Source organism: Streptomyces sp. NPDC001443, from assembly GCF_053597355.1.
This window is the reverse complement of record NZ_JBSFIA010000028.1, coordinates 102,621-120,758: the sequence shown is the minus strand read 5'-3', so window position 1 is coordinate 120,758 and position 18,138 is coordinate 102,621. Positions and strand designations below refer to the sequence as shown.

The following is an 18,138-nucleotide window of genomic DNA, read 5'->3' as shown; positions in this document are numbered from 1 at the left end:
GGTGCGCGTCGTCACCGGCAGGCACCGGGTGCGCGCCGCCACCGGCGGCCGGTCACTCCTCCTGGTCGGCGTCGCCCCGGAGGCCGGGGCGGCCGTCGGCCGCGCGAATGAAGCGGGTCATGCCGAACTGGCTCGCGCCGGGAGCACCCTGAGCGGGTACGGAAAGCTGTTCGGCGCCGTGGGAGGCAGGGGGCAGCACGTAGGGGCGGCGGAGCACCTCGTCCAGGACGATGACGGTCTCGGTGGCGCGCACCGCGGGGATGTTGGACAGCTTGTCGGTGACCACCCGGTGCACGGCGGCGACGTCGGCCACCCGGATCTGGATCATGGCGTCGTGCTCACCCGTGGTGACGGCGCAGTACTCCACCTCGGGCATCTGGGCCAGCGCTGCACGGAACTGCTTCCACAGATCCTGGCGCACGGTGACGAAGATCAGCGCGCAGATCTCCAGGCCGACCCGGGAGTAGTCGACGCGGGCGCTGAACCCGCTGATCACCCCGTCCGCGCGCAGGGCTTCGACGCGGGTGTACGCGTTCGCGCGGGAGACGCCGACGCGCTCGGCGAGGGCGGCCATGGAGAGGCGTCCATGCGAACGCAGGACGTCAAGGATCTTGAAATGCACCGCGTCGAGGGCGAGCCCGATGCCGATCCGTCCAGACCGCCGCTCACCCGACACGTCCGAGGTGGACAGATCTTTCATGATCGCGCCGTTCTGCTGATTTTCGTCTCGCGCTCGCCCCAGTGGCCGAAAACGCTGGTTAGTTTCACCCAACCCTAGCGGTGAAACGTCCAGGGACTCCGCCCAGCAGCCATTGACGCACGTCACAACTTCCTTCCTCTTTGCCCTGTTTCCGGAGGCTCGCATGTCCAGATTCAGCACCGGGTCGTACCCGGCGGCGCTCTCGCTCGTCGCCGTCGCGGCACTCGCCCTCACCGCCTGCTCCGGCGCCGGGAGCGCGACGGGATCGTCGTCCGGTGGCGGGAAGACGCTGGTGGTCGACACCTCGTTCAACCTGAAGACCGCGGACCCGGGCCGTGAGTTCGAGCCGACCGGGCAGATCGTGGACAAGGCGCTCTACGAGACGCTGCTCTCCTTCGAAGGCAACGATGTCACGAAGCCGATACCGGGGCTGGCCTCCTCCTACGAGCAGTCCGCGGACGGAAAGACGCTCACCCTGCACCTGCGGGCCGGCGCGAAGTTCTCGGACGGCAGCGCGGTCACCGCGGACGACGTGGTGTTCTCGCTCAACCGCGTGATCGCGCTCAAGGGCAACCCGTCGTTCCTGCTCGACGGCGTCACGGTGACCAAGACGGACGCCTCCACCGTCACCCTCGTCTCGGCGAAGTCGAACCCGGCGCTGCCCTTCATCCTGCCCAACCCGGCGCTCGGCATCGTGAACGCGAAGGCGGTCCAGGCCCATGGGGGCTCCGCGACCGCGTCCGACGCGGCGGAGAAGTACCTCAACAGCGCGTCGGCCGGCTCGGGCCCGTACACGCTGTCCTCCTTCAACACCAACACCCAGGTCGTCCTGACGAAGAACCCCAAGTACAACGGCTCCGCCAAGCCCACGTACGACAAGGTCGTCATCCGTAACGTCCAGGCGCCCACCCAGAAGCTCAACGTGCAGCGCGGCGACAGCCAGGTGGCCCTCGACCTGACCTCCGACCAGGTCAAGGGGCTGGCCGGCGGACTGAAGGTGAGCAGCGGCGCGTCCTCGGACGTGATCTTCCTGCTGCTCAACCAGGACACCAAGGTCAGCAGCGTGACCGCGAACGCCAAGTTCGTGGAGGCGGTGCGCAAGGGCATCGACTACAAGGGTCTTCTCACGCTCGGCGGCGCCGGCTCGGTCCAGCCCGCCGGAGTCATCCCGTCCAACTTCCTCGGGGCGCTGCCCTCCTCGCAGGCCGCCGGCCGTGACGTGGCCGGGGCCAAGGCGGCGCTGAAGGCCAGCGGGATCGCGAAGCCCTCGGTGACCCTCGGCTACCCCAGCGACCTGACCGTGGACGGCCTGTCGCTCCAGACGCTGGCCGAGCGGATCCAGGCGCAGCTGAAGGAGGTCGGCATCGACGTGACCCTCGCCCCCGCGCCGACCACCACCGAGCTGGACAACTACCGCAACGGCAAGGAGCAGGCGGGCCTTTGGTACTGGGGCCCGGACTACCCGGACCCCAGCGACTACCTGGTCTTCCTGCCCGGCAACCTGGTCGGCCTGCGGGCGGGCTGGAAGGCCGGCGCCGACAACGAGCTGACGGCCCTCGGCGAGAAGGCCGCCACCACGATCGGCGACGACACCCGCAAGACGCAGTACGAGGAGATCCAGACCAGGCTGAACGCCGGCGGTCCCTTCATCCCGCTGATGCAGCCCAGCCGGAACACGGTCTCCGCCGCGTCGGTCACCGGCATCGCTTACAACCCCGTGTGGACGATCGATGTCGCCGCGCTCGGAAGCAAGTGAGGCAGCGGGCGGGCGGCTGCGGCCGCCCGCCCGCGGGGCCCGCGCCGGTCTGCTCCGGCGCCACCCGCTGGCCCGTTTCCTGCTCCGCCGGACCCTGACCGCCGCACTGCTGGCGCTCGGGGTGACCCTGGTGACGTTCGTCCTCACCAACCTCGTCCCGGGCGACCCCGCGGCCGCCAACCTGGGCCAGCGGGCGATCGGCGACCCGGCGATCGTCGCCCGGTTCCGGCACCAGCACGGCCTCGACAAGCCATTGCCGGTCCAGTACGCGACCTACCTCGGCAACCTCCTCCACGGTGACCTGGGCGAGTCCCAGCAGAGCCACCAGCCGGTGCTGACGGACCTTGGCACCGCCGTCCCGGCCACCCTCGAACTGGCCGGCGCCGCGATCGTCGTCTCGCTGGTCGTGGGCGTGGCCTTCGGCGTCGTCGCGGCCCTGCGCCGGGACCGGTTCACCGACCAGGTCCTGCGGGTGGTCAGCCTGCTGGGGGTGTCGGTGCCGACCTTCTGGCTGGCGCTGCTCGCCTTCTACCTCTTCTTCTACAAGTTCGGCATCGCGCCGGGCAGCGGCCGCATCGCGCCGGAGTTCGCGCCTCCACCGGACGTCACCGGCCTGTACACGGTCGACGCCGCCCTCGCGGGCCAGTGGCCGGTGTTCTGGAGCGCGGTCGGTCACCTGATGCTCCCGGCGCTGGTGCTCACCGCGTACACCGTCGGTCTGCTCACCCGGTTCACCCGGTCCGCCGTCCTCGAGGTGCTGGGCCAGGACTACGTCCGGGCCGCGCGGGCCAAGGGTCTGCCCGGCCGGACGGTGCTGTTCCAGTACGTGCTGCGGGCGGCCCTCGTACCGGTCATCACGGTCGCCGGACTGGCGTTCGGCGCCCTGCTGTCGGGCACGGTCCTGGTGGAGTCGATCTTCGCCTGGCCGGGTCTGGGCGCGTACGCCTACCGCAGCGCGACCACCCTCGACCTGCCGGCCGTCATGGGCGTCGGACTGGTGGTCGGCATCGTGTACCTGACCGTGAACCTCGCCGTGGACGTGCTGTACGGCCTGATCGACCCGAGGGTGAGGGTGCAGTGAGACTCAACCTGTTGCGACGGCTGCCCCGCGCCTGGCGCAGACCGCTCGCGGTCTGCGGGGGTCTGGTCTCCCTGGGCTGGCTGGTCGTCGTGCTGGCCGCGCCACTGCTCGCCCCGCACGACCCGCTGGCCCAGGACCTGCCCCGGCTGGCCTCCCCCGGCGCCGGGCACTGGTTCGGCACCGACGAGCTGGGCCGGGACGTACTGAGCAGGGTGCTGTACGGCGCCCGGATGTCCATTCCGCTCTCGCTGCTGCTGGTGGCCATGTCGCTGCTGGTCGGCGGACTCCTCGGCGCCTGCGCCGGGTTCTTCGGGCGCTGGGTGGACGAGACCGTGATGCGGGTCGCGGACCTGGTGTTCGCCTTCCCCACCGTCATCCTGGCGATGGTCGTCGCCGCGGCCCTGGGCGCGAGCCTGGAGAACGCGGTGCTGGCGGTCCTGGTGGTCGCCTGGCCCTCGTACGCCCGTGTCACCCGCGGGCTGGTCATGGGCCTGCGCAACCGCGAGTTCGTCCTGAGCGGACGGCTGCTGGGCTTCTCCGCCTGGCACTCGCTGCGCGTGGACGTGCTGCCCAACATCCTCGGCCCGCTGCTGGTGCTCGCCACGCTCGACATCGGCACCGCGACCCTGCTGCTGTCGGGGCTGTCCTTCCTCGGGCTGGGTGCCAAGCCGCCCACCGCCGAGTGGGGCGCGATGGTCGCGTCCGGTACGCAGCAGTTCGACATGTGGTGGATGGGCGTCTTCCCGGGCCTGGCCATCCTGACGGTGGTCCTGGCCTTCAACTTCCTCGGCGACGCGCTGCGGGACGCGCTGGACCCCAACACCGCGCGGACCATCGGCGCGGAGAAGGAGCGTGTGGCGTGACCACCACCGAAACTCCCGAAGAGGCCGACGGCGGGACCGCCGGGTCGGTCGCCGGCGGGACCGTGGCAGCCGACGACGGGACCGCGGCGGCAGTCGTCGGCACGGTCGAGAAAGGCACGGTCGAGAAAGGCACCGCCGGGCAGGACGCCACCGTGCTGGAGATCTCCGGACTCACGCTCGACCTGCCTGCCGAGGACGGCACCAAGCGGATCCTGCACGGTGTCGACCTCACGCTCCAGGCCGGCCGCATCCACGGCCTGGCCGGGGAGAGCGGCTCCGGCAAGACCATGACCGGCTTCGCCGTGCTCGGTCTGCTGCCGCCCGGCGCCCGCACCACCGGCCGGATCGGGTTCGAGGGCGAGGATCTGCTGACCCTGCCGCCCCGGCGGCTCGGCGCGCTGCGCGGCCGCGCGGTCAGCATGATGTTCCAGGACCCGTCCACCAGCCTGCACCCCATGCTCACCATCGGACGCCAGCTCACCGATCACCTGCGCCACCACCTGAAGCTGGACCGCAAGGCGGCCCGGGCGCGGGCGGCCGAGCTGCTCGGGCAGGTCCGCATCCCCAACCCGCTGGAGGCGCTGGGGCGTTACCCGCACCAGTTCTCCGGCGGCATGCGGCAGCGCATCGCCATCGCGATCGCGCTGGCCTGCGAGCCCAAGGTGCTGATCGCCGACGAGCCGACCACCGCGCTCGACGTCACCGTCCAGGCCGGTGTGCTGCGGCTGCTGCGCGGGCTCTGCGACGACCTCGGCCTCGCCGTGCTGCTGGTCACCCACGACCTGGGCGTGATGTCCGCGATCGCCGACGAGGTCAGCGTGATGCGTCACGGCCGTGTCGTCGAGACCGGCCCGCGCGGCCGGGTCCTCACCGAACCGCACCACGAGTACACCCGTACGCTCCTGGACGCGCTCCCCGGAAGGAGCACCGTATGACCCGGCAACCGGACCGAGGGTCCCTGCTCAGCGTCGACGACCTGGTCGTCCAGTACCGCCGTCCCGGGGCTCCGCCGACCCGGGCGGTCGCCGGGGTCAGCCTGGAGGTGCGGGCCGGGGAGGTCGTCGGGCTGGTCGGCGAGTCGGGCTGCGGCAAGTCGACGCTGGCCCGCGCGGTGTGCGGGCTCGCCCCGTCCGAGGAGGGCTCGATCTCCTTCGACGGCACGCCGGTGCGCCCGCTGGGCGTGCGCCGCCGCGACCCCGCGCTGACGTCCGTCCAGATGGTCTTCCAGGACCCGTACGGATCGCTCAACCCCCGCCGCCGGGTGGGCGCGCAGATCGCCGACGGCATCCGTACGGCGGCCGGGCGCGGCGAGGACGCCGACGGCGCCACGCCGGAGGACTTCCTGACCCGGGTCGGTCTGCCCGCGGACGCGGCGCTGCGCTACCCGCAGGAGTTCTCCGGTGGCCAGCGGCAGCGCATCGCCATCGCCCGCGCGCTCGCCGCCCGGCCGCGGCTGCTGGTCGCCGACGAGCCGATCTCCGCGCTGGACGCCTCCGCCCAGCTCCACGTGGCCAGGCTGATGCGGTCGTTGGCCGTGGAGTCGGGTGCCGGGCTGCTCTTCATCAGCCATGACCTGTCGGTCGTACGCCTCATCGCCGACCGGATCGCGGTGATGTACCTCGGGCAGATCGTGGAGACCGGGGTCACCGCCGAGGTCTGGGACAACCCGCGCCACCCGTACACCCAGGCCCTGTTGGCCGCCATCCCGCAGCCCGACGGCGCCGGGCTGCTGCCCGCCGAACTCCCCGGCGACATACCCGACCCGTCGGCCCCGCCGAGCGGCTGCCGCTTCCACCCGCGCTGCCCGCTCGCCTTCGACGGCTGCGACCGCGAGGAACCGCGACTGGCCGACGGCGTCGCCTGCCGCCTCTACTCGGCCGTCGCGTCTTCGGCGCCTGCGACGGCTGCCACCGCGAGCAGCCGCGGCTGACCGGCGACGACGTCGCCTGCCGCCTCTGTCCGGCCGTCGCGCCTGCGACGACGGCGTCGTCCGCCGCCTCTGTCCGGCGGCCTGACCGAGGCTCAGGAACCTTCCGCACGGCACGGCACACGCTACCCGGCGGTGGGGCGCCTCCCGTCGCGCGGGGCCTCCCGCCGCGGCCCCGCCGTGCCCGACCGGCCGCGGACCGGGCGACCGCTCCGCCCCGACCTCCCCCCACCCACGGAGATGTGATGCAGGACCGAACCGACACCGCCGGGCCCGGCCCGGACCCTCAGCCGGCCGACCGCCTCCGGGCCGCCCGCGCGGCCACGGCCGCCGCCGGGCTGGACGCGCTGCTGATCTCCCCCGGCGCGGATCTGCGCTACCTGACCGGCTACGACGCCCTGCCGCTGGAACGGCTGACCTGCCTGGTCCTGCCGGTCGAGGGCGACCCGTTCCTGCTGGTGCCGACCCTGGAGAAGCCCGCCGCGCAGGCCTCGCCCGCGGGCGCACTGGGCATAGAGATCACCGGCTGGGAGGAGACCGACGACCCCTACGCCCTCGTCGCCGCCCGGCTGCCGTCCCGGATCGCCAGGGTCGGCGTCGACAACCACATGTGGGCGGAGAAGACGATCGCGTTCCGCGACGCCCTGCCCGGCGCCCGGCAGGAACTCGCCGGCGGCGTGCTGAACGAACTGCGGATGCGCAAGACCCCGCAGGAGGCGGCGGCCCTGCGGGAGGCCGGGGCGGCCATCGACCGCGTGCACGCCCGCATGGGCGAATGGCTGCGGGCCGGACGCACCGAGCGCGAGGTCGGCCGGGACATCGCCGACGCGATCCTCGCCGAGGGCCACGTCCGGGTCGACTTCGTGATCGTCGGCTCCGGGCCCAACAGCGCCAGCCCGCACCACGAACTGTCCGACCGGGTGATCCGGCCGGGCGACCCGGTGGTCGTCGACATCGGCGGCACCACGCGCCAGGGCTACTGCTCCGACTCCACCCGCGTGTACGTGGCGGGCGAGCCGCCCGAGGAGTTCCGACGGCTGTACGAGGTGCTGCTGCGCGCCCAGCGGGCCCAGACCGACGCGGTGCGGCCGGGCATCACGGCCGAGCAACTGGACGCCGTCGGGCGGGACATCATCACCGACGCCGGCTACGGCCCGTACTTCGTGCACCGCACCGGGCACGGCATCGGCGTGGAGAGCCACGAGGAGCCGTACATCGTGTCCGGCAACCGGCTGCCCCTGGAGCCCGGCATGGCCTTCTCCATCGAGCCGGGCATCTATCTCCCCGACCGGTACGGGGCCCGGATCGAGGACATCGTCCTGTGCGCCGAGGACGGCGGCGAGCGCCTCAACCGCGGCGACCGCGACCTGGTCGTGCTCCCCTGACACCCGGAAACACCCTCCCCTGAGGCCCGGTTCCGCCGCCGCACCCGGCCGACGGACAGCACGGTCGACGGACAGCACGGTCGACAGGCACCACGCCCGACGGGCACCACGGTCGACCGGTGGCGTCACCCGCGCCGCCCGTCCTCCCCGCCACAGGTCCGGCCGACCGGAGAGGGGCACGTCCCGCGGTGTCGGACCGACGACGAACTGTCCGTCGCCGGAAAGCCGTCCGACCGCCATGTGCCGCCGAGCGAGGGCCTGTTCACCCCGCCGGCCATCGCCTCGGGAAGCGAACCACCGGTCGCCGTCACCGGCAGGGGACGCTCGCCGAACCCGTGGACGCGGGCTCACGAGCGCCCCTGCCCCACCCCCCTCACCCACCACCACGCACCCGGAGGACCCAGCCATGTCCGCTTCACCGCCCCCTCCCGCCCCCTCCGTACCCGTGGGCGCCCGCCCCGGCGGCACGCCCGCCGACCTCGCGGCCGTCTGGGCGGTGGTCTCCGGCATGTACGGGGCCTACACCGCGGGCGACCGCGAGCGCATCGACTCCTTCCTGGATCCCGACGCCACCATCTGGGACTCCGCGACCCCCGGACTGCTCTGCGGAAAGGCCGATCTGGACCGTGTCCGGGACGGCCGCCCCACGGCCGAAACCGGCCCCGCCGAAGTCGCGCTGACGGCGTACGACCAGGTCATCGACGTCTTCACGGACCTCGCCGTGGCCCGCTACTGGCTGCGCGTCGACTTCCGTGCCGCCCCGCCGGAGCTCGTACGCAACACCGCGCTCCTGCGCCGTGACGCCGGCAGCGACGCATGGCTGATCGTCCACCTGCACGAGGACGTCCAGGCCCCCGCCCAGCCGTAGGGGCACCCTGCGCGAGGTACCCGAGGACCCCGTCATCAGCGGAAGGCCGATGTCGGGGTCCTCGCGTTGCCCGCACCGCGCAGTGCCGCACAACTCCGCTTTTCCGCAACGAAGTTGTGGCTGCATCAAGTCCGGGTACGCGGGCCGCGCCGGGGCCCTTCCAGAGCCGCACCGGGATCCGCCCACAGCCGCTCCGCGGCCTTCTGTCGGGCCGCCAGACCAGCGGGTCCCGGGACGGCCGACCCCTTGCTAACACGGCCCACCGCGCCGCCTCCACAGCGACACGCCGACGTCGCGGAGTGAGCGGGCGTCAGAAGATCCATCAGAAGGACCAATGGTATGTCAATCCGCTTAATTTGATGGCGATATGACAGATTATCAGGCCTTCAATCCGGGCCATAAATGCCTCATTTGGCGCCCTTCTGCCGATCTTTCGATATGACTGATATGACCGGTGTGGGTAAGTTCATCCACGAGCCGGCTGACGGGTCGGCCACCCTGAGACAGGAGATTGCGACATGGAGCTTCGTTCCACGGTGATCACGGCGGCTGTTTCCGCGGCAGCGGCGCTGGCCGCGACCGGCATCACCTACGCTTCGGCCGCTTCCGCTCCGGCGCTTCAGCAGGCGCCGGCCGTCGCCGCCTCCGTCACCGACGGTGGCAGCGGTGGCAACAACAACAACGGCAAGGGCAACGAGGGCAAGGGCAACGAGGGCCGCGGCGGTGGCCACCGCTACTACGAGGGCCGCGTCGAGATCAACGAGCGGTCGTACTCGGCCCACCCCGGCGACTGCATCACCGTCCTCAGCGGCCTCGGCGCCCGTAGCCTGAACATCAACAACGACACGCGTCGCACCGTCGAGATCTTCCGCGGCGCGGTCTGCGACAACGGCGCCCCCATCGCCACGGTCGGCCCGCGCAGCTCCGCCGCCGGCGTGCGGCCGGGCCACGTCGAGGGCATCGAGGTCGAGCACGGCGTCGTGGCCAGCTTCCGGGTGGTCCGGGGCTACGACGGCTACGACGGCGGGTTCGGCGGCGGCTACGGTGGCGGCGGCTACGGTGGCGGCGGCTACGGTGGCGGCGACCGCGGCGGCGACGACCGCGGCGGCGACGGCGACTGGTAGGACGCGCCCCGCACAGTGAGGGCCCCCGGCCCGCCGGAATCGGGCCGGGGTCCCACTACCCACCATTCTCCGACAGCCACGCCCCGTGTGCACCCCGCGCGCCCCGTGCCGGGCGCGCGAGGGACATGCGGGGCGTGGCCGTCCTCCCCGCACCGGCCGGTCCGTCCGGGAAGCCCCGCCCGCCTCCCGTGCCGCCGCACCGGCCGTCTTCCGGCGTTCCCCCGTCCCGTGAACGGGTGAGGAGTGACATGAGCATCCACCTGGTGGAGGACGTGAGCGACGCCACCTACGTCCTGGACCGCCTCGCCATCACCTGGACCCCGGCCCGGCCGTGGCTGGGACACCTGGTCTCGTGGGAGACGAAGGGCCACCTCAAGGAGCCGGTCGACCTGACCCGGGTCACCTGCGATGTGATCATGAAGTTCGGCCCGGTGAAGATGTTCGACCGGAACTACCGGCTGCCCGACCTGCTGGAGGGATTCGGCGCGAGTCTGCCGGGCGACCCCAGACCACCCGCCGGACCCTGGCGGCAGACGTGGAACCTCCGGCTGCCCGAAGCGGTACCGGTCGCCGAGCACCGCATCCTGCTGCGCGCCCGGACGGGCCGGGGCAGCAACTTCTTCGCCCTGGACATCGCCCTGGACTTCACCCGCCGCTTCCGTGCGGCCGCGCCTTCGAGCGAGACGGCAGGCTCACGCGTGCTCCACGCCGCGCACCACCAGGGCTGACGGAGCCGGCCCACGCCCGCGCACCGGACCGCCGTGCCCGCCGTGCTCAGTCGGGCAGCAGGAGCTCGCACCACACCTGTTTGCCGCCGCTGACGGGCACCGTCCCCCACGACTCCGACACGGCCTCGACGAGCAGGATGCCCCGGCCGCCCGTGGCCTCCCAGCCGATGTTGGTGGGCTTCATGGGCGCGCGCGGCGAGACGTCGAAGACGCCGACCCGCATACGGTGGTTGACGAGCGTGAGGTCGAGACGGACCTGACCGTCGGTGTGGACCATCGCATTGGTGACGAGCTCGGAGACGACCAGCAGGACGGGGTCCATGCTGCGCTCGGGCACGCCCCAGGTGCGCAGGGTGCGCCGGGTGAAGCGGCGGGCGTGGCGGACCGCCTCGGGGACCCGCCAGACCGTCCAGGTCTCGCGCAGCGGACGTACCGCCATGCCGTCGTAGCGCATGAGGAGCAGCGCGATGTCGTCGTTGCGGGGGGCGTTGCCGAGCAGCGCGTCGGCGACCAGGCCGAGGTCCGTGGGGTCGGAGCGGGACAGCTCGTGGGCGAAGCCCTCCATGCCGGTGTCGAGGTCGGACTCGGGCGACTCCACGAGGCCGTCGGTGGTCAGGGCGAGCAGCGTGCCGGGCCGGAGCCGCAGCGGCGTCATCGGGAAGTCGGCCTGGGCCAGCACGCCGAGGGGCGGGCCGCCCTCGGCCTCCGCGATCTCCGTGGTGCCGTCCGGGTACAGCAGCACCGGCGGCAGATGCCCCGCGCGCACGCACCAGGCGGAGCCCTCCTCCATGTCGACGTCGACATAGCAGCAGGTGGCGAAGAGGTCCGTCTCCATGTCCATCAGCAGCCTGTTGGCGTGCGAGACCACCACGTCCGGGGTGTGTCCCTCGGCGGCGTAGGCGCGCAGGGCCGTGCGCATCTGGCCCATCAGCGTGGCCGCGCCCGCGTTGTGGCCCTGGACGTCGCCGATGACGAGGGCGACGTGGTTGTCGGCGAGGGGGATCACGTCGTACCAGTCGCCGCCGAGCTCCAGTCCGGCGGTGGTGGGCAGATAGCGGGCGACGGCGACCCCGCCGGGCAGCTTCGGCAGCCGGCGCGGCAGGAGCTGACGCTGGAGCATGCCGATCAGTTCGTGCTCGGCGTCGAAGGCGTGCGCGCGCATCAGGGCCTGGCCGACGAGTCCGGCGGAGGCGGTGAGCAGGGTGCGTTCGTCGGGGCCGAAGTCGTGCGGGGACTCCCAGCCGATCAGGCAGGCGCCCGCCGTCCGGCCGCCGGCGGTCAGCGGCAGCACGGCCAGGCCACCGGGGCCGACCTCGGCGAGGGCGGGTTCCAGGTCGGCGCCGACGGGCCAGATCTGGGCGCGGCCCTCGCGCAGCGCCGCGGCGAGGGTGGGCATGGAGCGCACCGGCGCCTCGGGCCATTCGGTGCGCCACTCCTGGCGCCACAGCTCGGGCCAGGCCTCCTGGGCGGGCGGGTCGAGGACGGTGACGACGAGCCGGTCGCCCTCCAGTTCGGCGAGCGCGATCCGGTCGGCCCGCAGCGGCTTGCGCAGGGCGGTGACCACGGCCTGGCTGACGTCGCGGACGGTGCCGGCGGTGGCCAGCGCCGCCGCCAGGCGCTGCACCCGGGTCACGTCGGTGACCTCGGAGCCCGGTCCGGAGGCGTCCTCCACGGTGCCCACGAGCCGGGGCGGGCGGCCCTCGCCGCCCGGCAGCAGACGGCCGCGCAGCCGGAGCCACCTCGGCGGGCCCGCGGGCTGTACGACGCGGAACTCCAGTTCGCGGTCGCCGATGGACAGGTGGTCGACCTCCACCACCGACATCAGCGAGGGCAGGTCCTCCGGGACGGTGCGCCCCAGCAGGGTCTCGACCTTGCCGTCGAATCCGTCCCTGGGCAGCCCGAAGACCTCCAGCAGACCGTCGTCCACCTCCACCCGGCCGGTGTCCATGGCGAGGCTGAAGGCGTGCGACGCGAGCTCCTCCCCCACCGGTGTCCCGGCCGGGGAGGGAGTGGCGACGGTGGCGGCGATCAGCGCGAGACACTCGCGTTCCTCGGCGCCGAAGCCGCCGGGGCGTTCGCTGACGGCCAGCAGGCATCCCCCGCCGTCCCCGGGCACGGGCAGCGCCGCCACGAAGAAGTCGGGGACGCCCTGCGAGGGCGTGAACCGGAACTCGGGGCACTCGGCGAGCTCCGCGGGACCGAGCCACACGGGCCGCCCGCTGCGGTGGGCGCCGGCGACCGGGGAGCGGCCGGAGATGTGGTAGCTCTCGCGCAGCCCGTACAGCGTCCGCGGCACACCGGCCGAGTCCACCAGGCAGAGCAGACTGCCGTCGTCACCGCCCGGTACGTAGACGACGGCCAGCGCCGCGCCCGCGAACACCAACACCTGTTCGAGTGCGTGGTGCATCCGAACCGGCGCGTCGAGGTCCGCGGCGATCGATTTGAGGGCTAGTTCGGCACGCATCGATCGCGATCCGCGTCCCGCATCGCCCACACTGACCACGTCCGTAATTACAGCGCGTATCTGGCCCCTGCGCAGCCCCTGTGACCGCCCGAGGCACCTCATGGCCGCCGCCGGGCGGGGAAAACCGCCCGTTCGAGAAGTATCGAATATATCTTCATGCGCGGTCTCGGCATCGCGACCTCGTGACGGCCGTTCACCGTGCGCGTCCGGCGCGCAGGGGGGAGATTTGATCCCTGGGACCCGCCGGGCCCCGGGAGGTGGTCGCCATGTCCGACGGCCAGAGATCCGAGCAGGCACCCGCCGCCGCCCGGACGCCGGTCGGCCGTCCCCTGCTCTCGCTCGCGCTGACCGCGCTGATGGACGACGTCCACGCGCACTCCGGCGCGCTGTACCTGCGCGCGCCCGACGAACCCGTGCTGGAGATGGCGGTGACGGCGGGGCTGCCGCGGGCGTTCGCGGCACCCTGGCAGCGGGTGGGGCTGAACGCGCCGATCCCCGTCGCGGAGGCGGCACGCGAACGGCGGCTGGTCTGGGTCGGCGGCGAGCAGGAGATGGCCCGCCGCTATCCGCGGATCTCGGTGATCCTGCCCTACCCGTTCGCGCTGGCCGCGCTGCCGGTGGCGACCGCGTCCACGGTGTACGGCGCGCTGTACGTGACCTGGCCCGGCTCGCACCCCGGCCACCTGTCCGACCACGAGCGCACCCATCTGACGGCGGCCTGCGAGCGGCTCGCGCTGCGCCTGGAACGCGCCGCCGCGGACAGCCGTCCGCCGGGCGCGGAGCCCGAGCTGCCGGCACCGTCCCCGGCGGGCTGCGCGGCCGACGTGCTGGGCACGGTGGAGGCGGCACGCATGGTGGCGCGGCTGCCGTACGGGCTGTGCTCGCTCGATCTGAACGGACGGATCGGCTTCGCGAACGCGGCGGCGGCCGACCTGCTCGACGTCCCGGTCAGCGAACTCCTCGGCACCCATCTGTGGGCGACCGTGCCCTGGCTCAACGACCCGGTGTACGAGGACCGCTACCGGGCCGCGCTGCTCAGCCAGCAGCCCACCTCCTTCGTGGCGCTGCGCCCGCCGGGGACCTGGCTGTCGTTCCGCCTGTACCCGAGCACGAACGGGCTGAGCGTGCGTATCAGCAGGGCGCACTCGGTGGCGCAGATGAAACGGGCCGGGCCGCGGCCGGGGGACGCGGCGTCGCGCCTGGTCACCCTCTCGCAGATGCTGAGCCTGGCCGGCGCGCTCACCGAGGCGGCGGGCGTGCAGGACGTCGTGCAACTGGTCGCCGACGAGATCGCCCCGGCGGTGGGCAGCCGGGCCCTGGCGCTGCTGGGCGCGCGGGCGGGCCGGCTGCATGTGCTGGGGCACCGGGGCTACCCGGACGCGTACGTCGTGGAGCGCCTCGACGGCATCCCGCTGACCGCGCCGGCCCCGGGCGCGCACACCCTGCGCACCGGGGTGCCCGCGTTCTTCGAGTCCCGGGAGCAGCTCGAACACCTGTACCCGATCCGGCGGGCGACCCCCGACGGATTCGCGGCCTGGGCGTATCTGCCGCTGGTCGCCTCCGGCCGGCCGGTCGGCACCTGCGTGCTCGCCTACGCCGAACCGCACCCCTTCCCGGCGGACGAGCGCGCGGTGCTGACCAGTCTGGGCGGGCTGATCGCGCAGGCCCTGGAGCGGGCCCTGCGCTACGACGCCAAGCACCGGCTCGCGCACGGGCTCCAGGACGCGCTGCTGCCGCGCTCGCTGCCGTCCGTCGCCGGCATCGAGGCGGCGGCGCGCTATCTGCCCGCCACCCAGGGCATGGAGATCGGCGGTGACTTCTACGACCTGGTGGACGCGCGGCCCCTGGCGACGGCGGTGATCGGGGACGTGCAGGGGCACAACGTGACGGCGGCGGGGCTGATGGGTCAGATCCGTACCGCGGTACGGGCGTTCACGGCCGTCGGTCAGGCGCCGGAGGAGGTCATGGGCAGCACCAACCGGATGCTGATCGACCTCGGCTCCGACCTGTTCGCGAGCTGTCTGTACCTGCGGCTCGACCCGGGGCGGGGGCGGGCGGTGATGTCCCGCGCGGGGCACCCGCCGCCGCTGCTGCGCCGCCCGGACGGGCGGGTGCGGGTGCTGGACCTGGCGGGCGGCCCGCTGCTCGGCATCGACGCCTCCGTGACGTACACGGCGACGGAGGTCGACCTCGGTCCCGGCTGTCTCCTGGCCCTGTACACCGACGGTCTGATCGAATCGCCCGGCGTCGACATCGGGGACGCCCTCGCCGAGCTGGGCGCGCGCCTGTCGCTGGTCGGGGACCAGCCGCTGGACGAGGTGGCCGACGACCTCGTACGCAACTACGCGGCCGCGGAGGACCGGATCGACGACGTGGCGCTCCTGCTGCTGCGGGCGGGCGACCGGCCGCCGACGGGTGGGCCGTGACGGCTGGAGGATCCGACGGCTGGAGACAAGGGACGGTCCGGCCCTCCCGCCGGAGGGCCGGACCGTTCCACCGCCGGCCGATACCGCTGGTGCCGACCGGTCAGTGGGTCCTGTGTCAGTTCGAGTGGTTCTTGTGGTGCTTGGACTTGCCGGTGTGCTGGCCCGCGGCGTTCTGGCCGGCCGCGCCGGACGGGTCGGCCGCGCCGGACGGGTCGGCCGCGCCGGACGGGTCGGCCGCGCCGGACGGGTCGGCGGTGGCCGACGGGTCGGCGGCGCCGCCCACCGCGTCGCCACCGCCGGCACCGGCCTGGTCACCGGCTCCGGCACCGGCGTCCGCGGCGCCGAGGGTGGCGCCGGTCGCCGTCAGCGCGGTGGTGACCGGCTGGAAGAAGGTCTCGCCGCCGGCGGTGCAGTCGCCGCTGCCGCCCGAGGTGAGGCCGACCGCGCCGCCGTCCCGGGTGAACAACGAGCCGCCGCTGTCGCCGGGTTCGGCGCAGACGTCCGTCTGGATGAGGCCGGTGACCGTGCCCTCCGGGTAGTTCACCGTGGCGTCGAGGCCGAGCACCTGGCCGTCGTGCAGACCGGTGGTGCTGCCCATCCGGAACACCTGCGCGCCGACCGTGGCCTCGGCGGCCTGGAGGATCTGGACGGTCTGGCCGCCGCCGATGTTGACGTCGCTGGGCGCCTGGGTGGTGGCGTCGTCGTACTTGACGAGGGAGAAGTCGCCGTCACCGGGGAAGACCGCCTGGTCGACGGTGGCGATCGGCTGGCCGTTCTGCGAGTCGGACCACTGCTCGGCGGCGACGCCGCAGTGACCGGCCGTCAGGAAGGCGGGCGAGCCGTCGCTCGCGGTGACGTTGAAGCCCAGGGAGCAGCGCGCTCCGCCGCCGAAGATGGCGTCGCCGCCCGACACGAACGTCTTGAAGGCGCCGGCGGACTTCTTGATGGTGGCCATGCCCGAGCCGAGGCTCTGCACGGTCGACTCCAGCCGATTCCACTTTGCACCGGTGACCGTGGTGTCGGCGGTCACGAGGATCTGGTTCGTCCTGGGGTCGACGGCCCAGGCGGTGCCGGGGATGGTGGCCTTGGCCTTCAGGGTCTGCGCGGCGGCGGCCAGTTCGGCCGTGCTGTTGTCGACCTCGCGGACCTTCGCACCGGCCTTCTCGGCCTGCACCACCACGTTGTCCTTGTCACCGGAGACATTGACGACGTTGACGACGAGCTGCTTGCCGGCGCTGTCGTAGTACGAGCCGGCGAAGGAGTCGCCGAGCAGGTTCTGGAGCTGCGCGGCAAGGTTCGTCGCGTCCGCAGCCTTCAGGGTCTTCGGGGCCGCCGCGTCCGACGCACCGTCCTGGGAGGCCATGGCGTTCGGAAGGAGCAGGGCCGCCGCTCCGAGTGCCGCCACGCCGCCCGCCGCTATCACGGCCTTGCGCTTCGGATTCCGCTTGTGACTCAAACTTCTCGACCTCCTGGGGGGACGGGGTCTGCGCTGCCGGTCGGCAGCTCGTACTGCGGCGCCTGGATGGCTGTAGGTACGGGCGGTGCAGGCGGTGCGTTCAATTCCGTTTCGCAACTTCCTTTGCCCGGGGGCGAATCGGCTGGTCGGCGGGCCGAAATGGGCGGGCTCCGGGAACAATCCAGGCATGACGATGACCACTGCCGAGGCAGACAAGATCCTTTCCGACAACTTCGCCCCCTGGGTCCTCGCCCTGGGCCTGTCCGTGGTGTCCCTGGCGGAGGACCGGGCGACCCTGCGGCTGCCCTGGTCGGCGGAGCTGGCCCGGGAGGGCGGCGGGCTCTCGGGGCAGGCGCTGATGGCCGCGGCCGACACCGCGACTGTCGTCGCCGTCTCGGCGGCCCGGGGCGGCTTCGTACCGATGACGACCGTTCAGCAGTCCACGTCGTTCCAGCGTGCGGTGACGGATTCGGACGTCCTGGTCGAGGCGGTGCTGACGAAGCTGGGCCGCCGGACGGCGTTCGCCGACATCGCGATGACCGCCGAGCGCTCGGGCGAACTGGCGGCCCGCGCGAGCACCGTCTACGCGCTGCTGGGCTGACCCGGCGTCACATCCTCGATGCCCTCGATCCGGTACTCCGGGTGACCGTGCGATCGCGTTCCGCCCCGAACCCGGGGCGGAATCCCGGCTTCGGGGAATCTGCACAGCCCGTGCCCAGCCGGGTCACGGGAACGGGCGTATCTGCACATCCTCCGGAGGCTCCCGGGGTCCCGGGGGCCGGAGTGCCGGATGCGGTACCGGTCGACAAGGGGCGGTGTGCGCCGATGCCGTGGGGGGCTGTGAAGAAGTCGCCGACAAGCCGTGCCCGGGCCTGCACGGTTGACCACCCGTCAGCCCCGATTTCGCAGGTGGGGGCGGGTGATCAGGTGGAACGGCGGGCCGTGGAGCTGCTTTGATCCTGGCACCGCGAAAGCCGCCGGGGGCTCCCCGAGCGGGGCGCCCGGCGCCCGCGGTCGCGGCCGTCCCTGTCCCCAGAGGGGCCCGCGCACTCCCCCCTTGTGAATCTCCGTATGAAGGGAAGTTCCGTCATGAACTCCACCCCCCAGGTCACCACCGCCGAGATCTCCGACGCCGAGCTCGACAACGTCTCCGGTGGTCTGTCCCTGAACGCCCTGGGCACCGTCACCGGCCTGGTGGACGGCGTTGCCCCGGTCTCCGGCCTGGCCAACACGGCCGTCGGCACCGTCGAGGGTGTCACCGGCCTGAACACGGCCCCGGTCATGGGCCTGGTCGCCGGTCTCTGACCACGGCCTGCCGCCGCCGTCGGGTCCCGGAGCCTCCCCCACGGCTCCGGGACCC

At 72.9% G+C, this 18,138-nt stretch carries 15 protein-coding genes; 12 read left to right on the top strand and 3 right to left on the bottom strand.

Translation table 11 applies throughout. The features are described 5' to 3' along the window. Positions 1-52: 52 nt before the first annotated feature. A complete protein-coding gene (locus ACWC24_RS26795; RefSeq protein WP_450665425.1) occupies positions 53-700 on the bottom strand; it encodes an Lrp/AsnC family transcriptional regulator in 648 nt (215 codons plus the stop codon). 163 nt (positions 701-863) lie between these two features. Between ACWC24_RS26795 and ACWC24_RS26790 the strand changes: the two genes are divergently transcribed. The 9 genes from ACWC24_RS26790 (at position 864) to ACWC24_RS26750 (ending at position 10,432) form a co-directional block, all read left to right on the top strand. Then, positions 864-2,456: an ABC transporter substrate-binding protein gene (locus tag ACWC24_RS26790; RefSeq protein ID WP_450665424.1), complete on the top strand. Its 1,593-nt coding sequence runs from the start codon at positions 864-866 to the stop codon at positions 2,454-2,456. After that, complete coding sequence (locus tag ACWC24_RS26785) at positions 2,431-3,537, top strand: ABC transporter permease (protein ID WP_450665423.1); 1,107 nt, start codon at positions 2,431-2,433, stop codon at positions 3,535-3,537. Before ACWC24_RS26790 ends, ACWC24_RS26785 begins: the two co-directional genes overlap by 26 nt. Beyond that, positions 3,534-4,400 (top strand): ABC transporter permease, encoded by an 867-nt coding sequence (locus ACWC24_RS26780; protein WP_450665422.1) that lies wholly within the window; start codon positions 3,534-3,536, stop codon positions 4,398-4,400. Before ACWC24_RS26785 ends, ACWC24_RS26780 begins: the two co-directional genes overlap by 4 nt. Continuing rightward, on the top strand, positions 4,397-5,335 hold the full coding sequence (locus tag ACWC24_RS26775; protein ID WP_450665421.1) for an ABC transporter ATP-binding protein: 939 nt from the start codon (positions 4,397-4,399) through the stop codon (positions 5,333-5,335). Before ACWC24_RS26780 ends, ACWC24_RS26775 begins: the two co-directional genes overlap by 4 nt. Beyond that, positions 5,332-6,330, top strand: coding sequence for an ABC transporter ATP-binding protein (locus tag ACWC24_RS26770; RefSeq protein ID WP_450665420.1), 999 nt, complete (start codon positions 5,332-5,334; stop codon positions 6,328-6,330). The genes ACWC24_RS26775 and ACWC24_RS26770 overlap by 4 nt, the downstream gene beginning before the upstream one ends. A gap of 242 nt (positions 6,331-6,572) precedes the next feature. Next, a complete protein-coding gene (locus tag ACWC24_RS26765; RefSeq protein WP_450665419.1) occupies positions 6,573-7,712 on the top strand; it encodes a M24 family metallopeptidase in 1,140 nt (379 codons plus the stop codon). A 406-nt stretch (positions 7,713-8,118) separates the two neighbouring features. After that, positions 8,119-8,580, top strand: a complete 462-nt coding sequence (locus ACWC24_RS26760) for a DUF4440 domain-containing protein (RefSeq protein WP_450665418.1) — start codon at positions 8,119-8,121, stop codon at positions 8,578-8,580. Between the two features lie 518 nt (positions 8,581-9,098). Beyond that, a complete protein-coding gene (locus tag ACWC24_RS26755; protein ID WP_450665417.1) occupies positions 9,099-9,704 on the top strand; it encodes a hypothetical protein in 606 nt (201 codons plus the stop codon). A gap of 248 nt (positions 9,705-9,952) precedes the next feature. Then, the gene (locus ACWC24_RS26750) at positions 9,953-10,432 is read left to right on the top strand and encodes a hypothetical protein (protein WP_450665416.1); all 480 of its coding nucleotides are present in this window, start codon (positions 9,953-9,955) and stop codon (positions 10,430-10,432) included. Positions 10,433-10,478: 46 nt separating this feature from the next. On the opposite strand, the gene ACWC24_RS26745 is transcribed toward ACWC24_RS26750, so the two are convergent. Next, positions 10,479-12,896, bottom strand: a complete 2,418-nt coding sequence (locus ACWC24_RS26745) for a SpoIIE family protein phosphatase (RefSeq protein WP_450665415.1) — start codon at positions 12,894-12,896, stop codon at positions 10,479-10,481. Positions 12,897-13,162: 266 nt separating this feature from the next. Here ACWC24_RS26745 and ACWC24_RS26740 point away from each other — a divergent pair, with 266 nt between their 5' ends. Further along, positions 13,163-15,322, top strand: coding sequence for a PP2C family protein-serine/threonine phosphatase (locus ACWC24_RS26740; RefSeq protein ID WP_450665414.1), 2,160 nt, complete (start codon positions 13,163-13,165; stop codon positions 15,320-15,322). 115 nt (positions 15,323-15,437) lie between these two features. Here the strand turns inward: ACWC24_RS26740 and ACWC24_RS26735 are convergent, their stop codons facing one another. Beyond that, positions 15,438-16,778, bottom strand: a complete 1,341-nt coding sequence (locus ACWC24_RS26735) for a S1 family peptidase (RefSeq protein WP_450665413.1) — start codon at positions 16,776-16,778, stop codon at positions 15,438-15,440. 187 nt (positions 16,779-16,965) lie between these two features. Here ACWC24_RS26735 and ACWC24_RS26730 point away from each other — a divergent pair, with 187 nt between their 5' ends. After that, positions 16,966-17,379, top strand: a complete 414-nt coding sequence (locus ACWC24_RS26730) for a PaaI family thioesterase (protein ID WP_450665412.1) — start codon at positions 16,966-16,968, stop codon at positions 17,377-17,379. A gap of 488 nt (positions 17,380-17,867) precedes the next feature. Further along, positions 17,868-18,083: a type A2 lantipeptide gene (locus tag ACWC24_RS26725; RefSeq protein ID WP_450665411.1), complete on the top strand. Its 216-nt coding sequence runs from the start codon at positions 17,868-17,870 to the stop codon at positions 18,081-18,083. Positions 18,084-18,138: the final 55 nt, after the last annotated feature.

Excerpts from the sequence above, each read along its gene's own strand:
- ACWC24_RS26760 (WP_450665418.1), top strand. The coding sequence starts at position 8,119 with ATGTCCGCTTCACCGCCCCCTCCCGCCCCCTCCGTACCCGTGGGCGCC.
- ACWC24_RS26750 (WP_450665416.1), top strand. The coding sequence starts at position 9,953 with ATGAGCATCCACCTGGTGGAGGACGTGAGCGACGCCACCTACGTCCTG.
- ACWC24_RS26770 (WP_450665420.1), top strand. The coding sequence starts at position 5,332 with ATGACCCGGCAACCGGACCGAGGGTCCCTGCTCAGCGTCGACGACCTG.
- ACWC24_RS26745 (WP_450665415.1), bottom strand. The coding sequence starts at position 12,896 with ATGCGTGCCGAACTAGCCCTCAAATCGATCGCCGCGGACCTCGACGCG.
- ACWC24_RS26725 (WP_450665411.1), top strand. The coding sequence starts at position 17,868 with ATGAACTCCACCCCCCAGGTCACCACCGCCGAGATCTCCGACGCCGAG.
- ACWC24_RS26740 (WP_450665414.1), top strand. The coding sequence starts at position 13,163 with ATGTCCGACGGCCAGAGATCCGAGCAGGCACCCGCCGCCGCCCGGACG.
- ACWC24_RS26730 (WP_450665412.1), top strand. The coding sequence starts at position 16,966 with ATGACGATGACCACTGCCGAGGCAGACAAGATCCTTTCCGACAACTTC.
- ACWC24_RS26755 (WP_450665417.1), top strand. The coding sequence starts at position 9,099 with ATGGAGCTTCGTTCCACGGTGATCACGGCGGCTGTTTCCGCGGCAGCG.
- ACWC24_RS26795 (WP_450665425.1), bottom strand. The coding sequence starts at position 700 with ATGAAAGATCTGTCCACCTCGGACGTGTCGGGTGAGCGGCGGTCTGGA.
- ACWC24_RS26790 (WP_450665424.1), top strand. The coding sequence starts at position 864 with ATGTCCAGATTCAGCACCGGGTCGTACCCGGCGGCGCTCTCGCTCGTC.
- ACWC24_RS26765 (WP_450665419.1), top strand. The coding sequence starts at position 6,573 with ATGCAGGACCGAACCGACACCGCCGGGCCCGGCCCGGACCCTCAGCCG.
- ACWC24_RS26785 (WP_450665423.1), top strand. The coding sequence starts at position 2,431 with ATGTCGCCGCGCTCGGAAGCAAGTGAGGCAGCGGGCGGGCGGCTGCGG.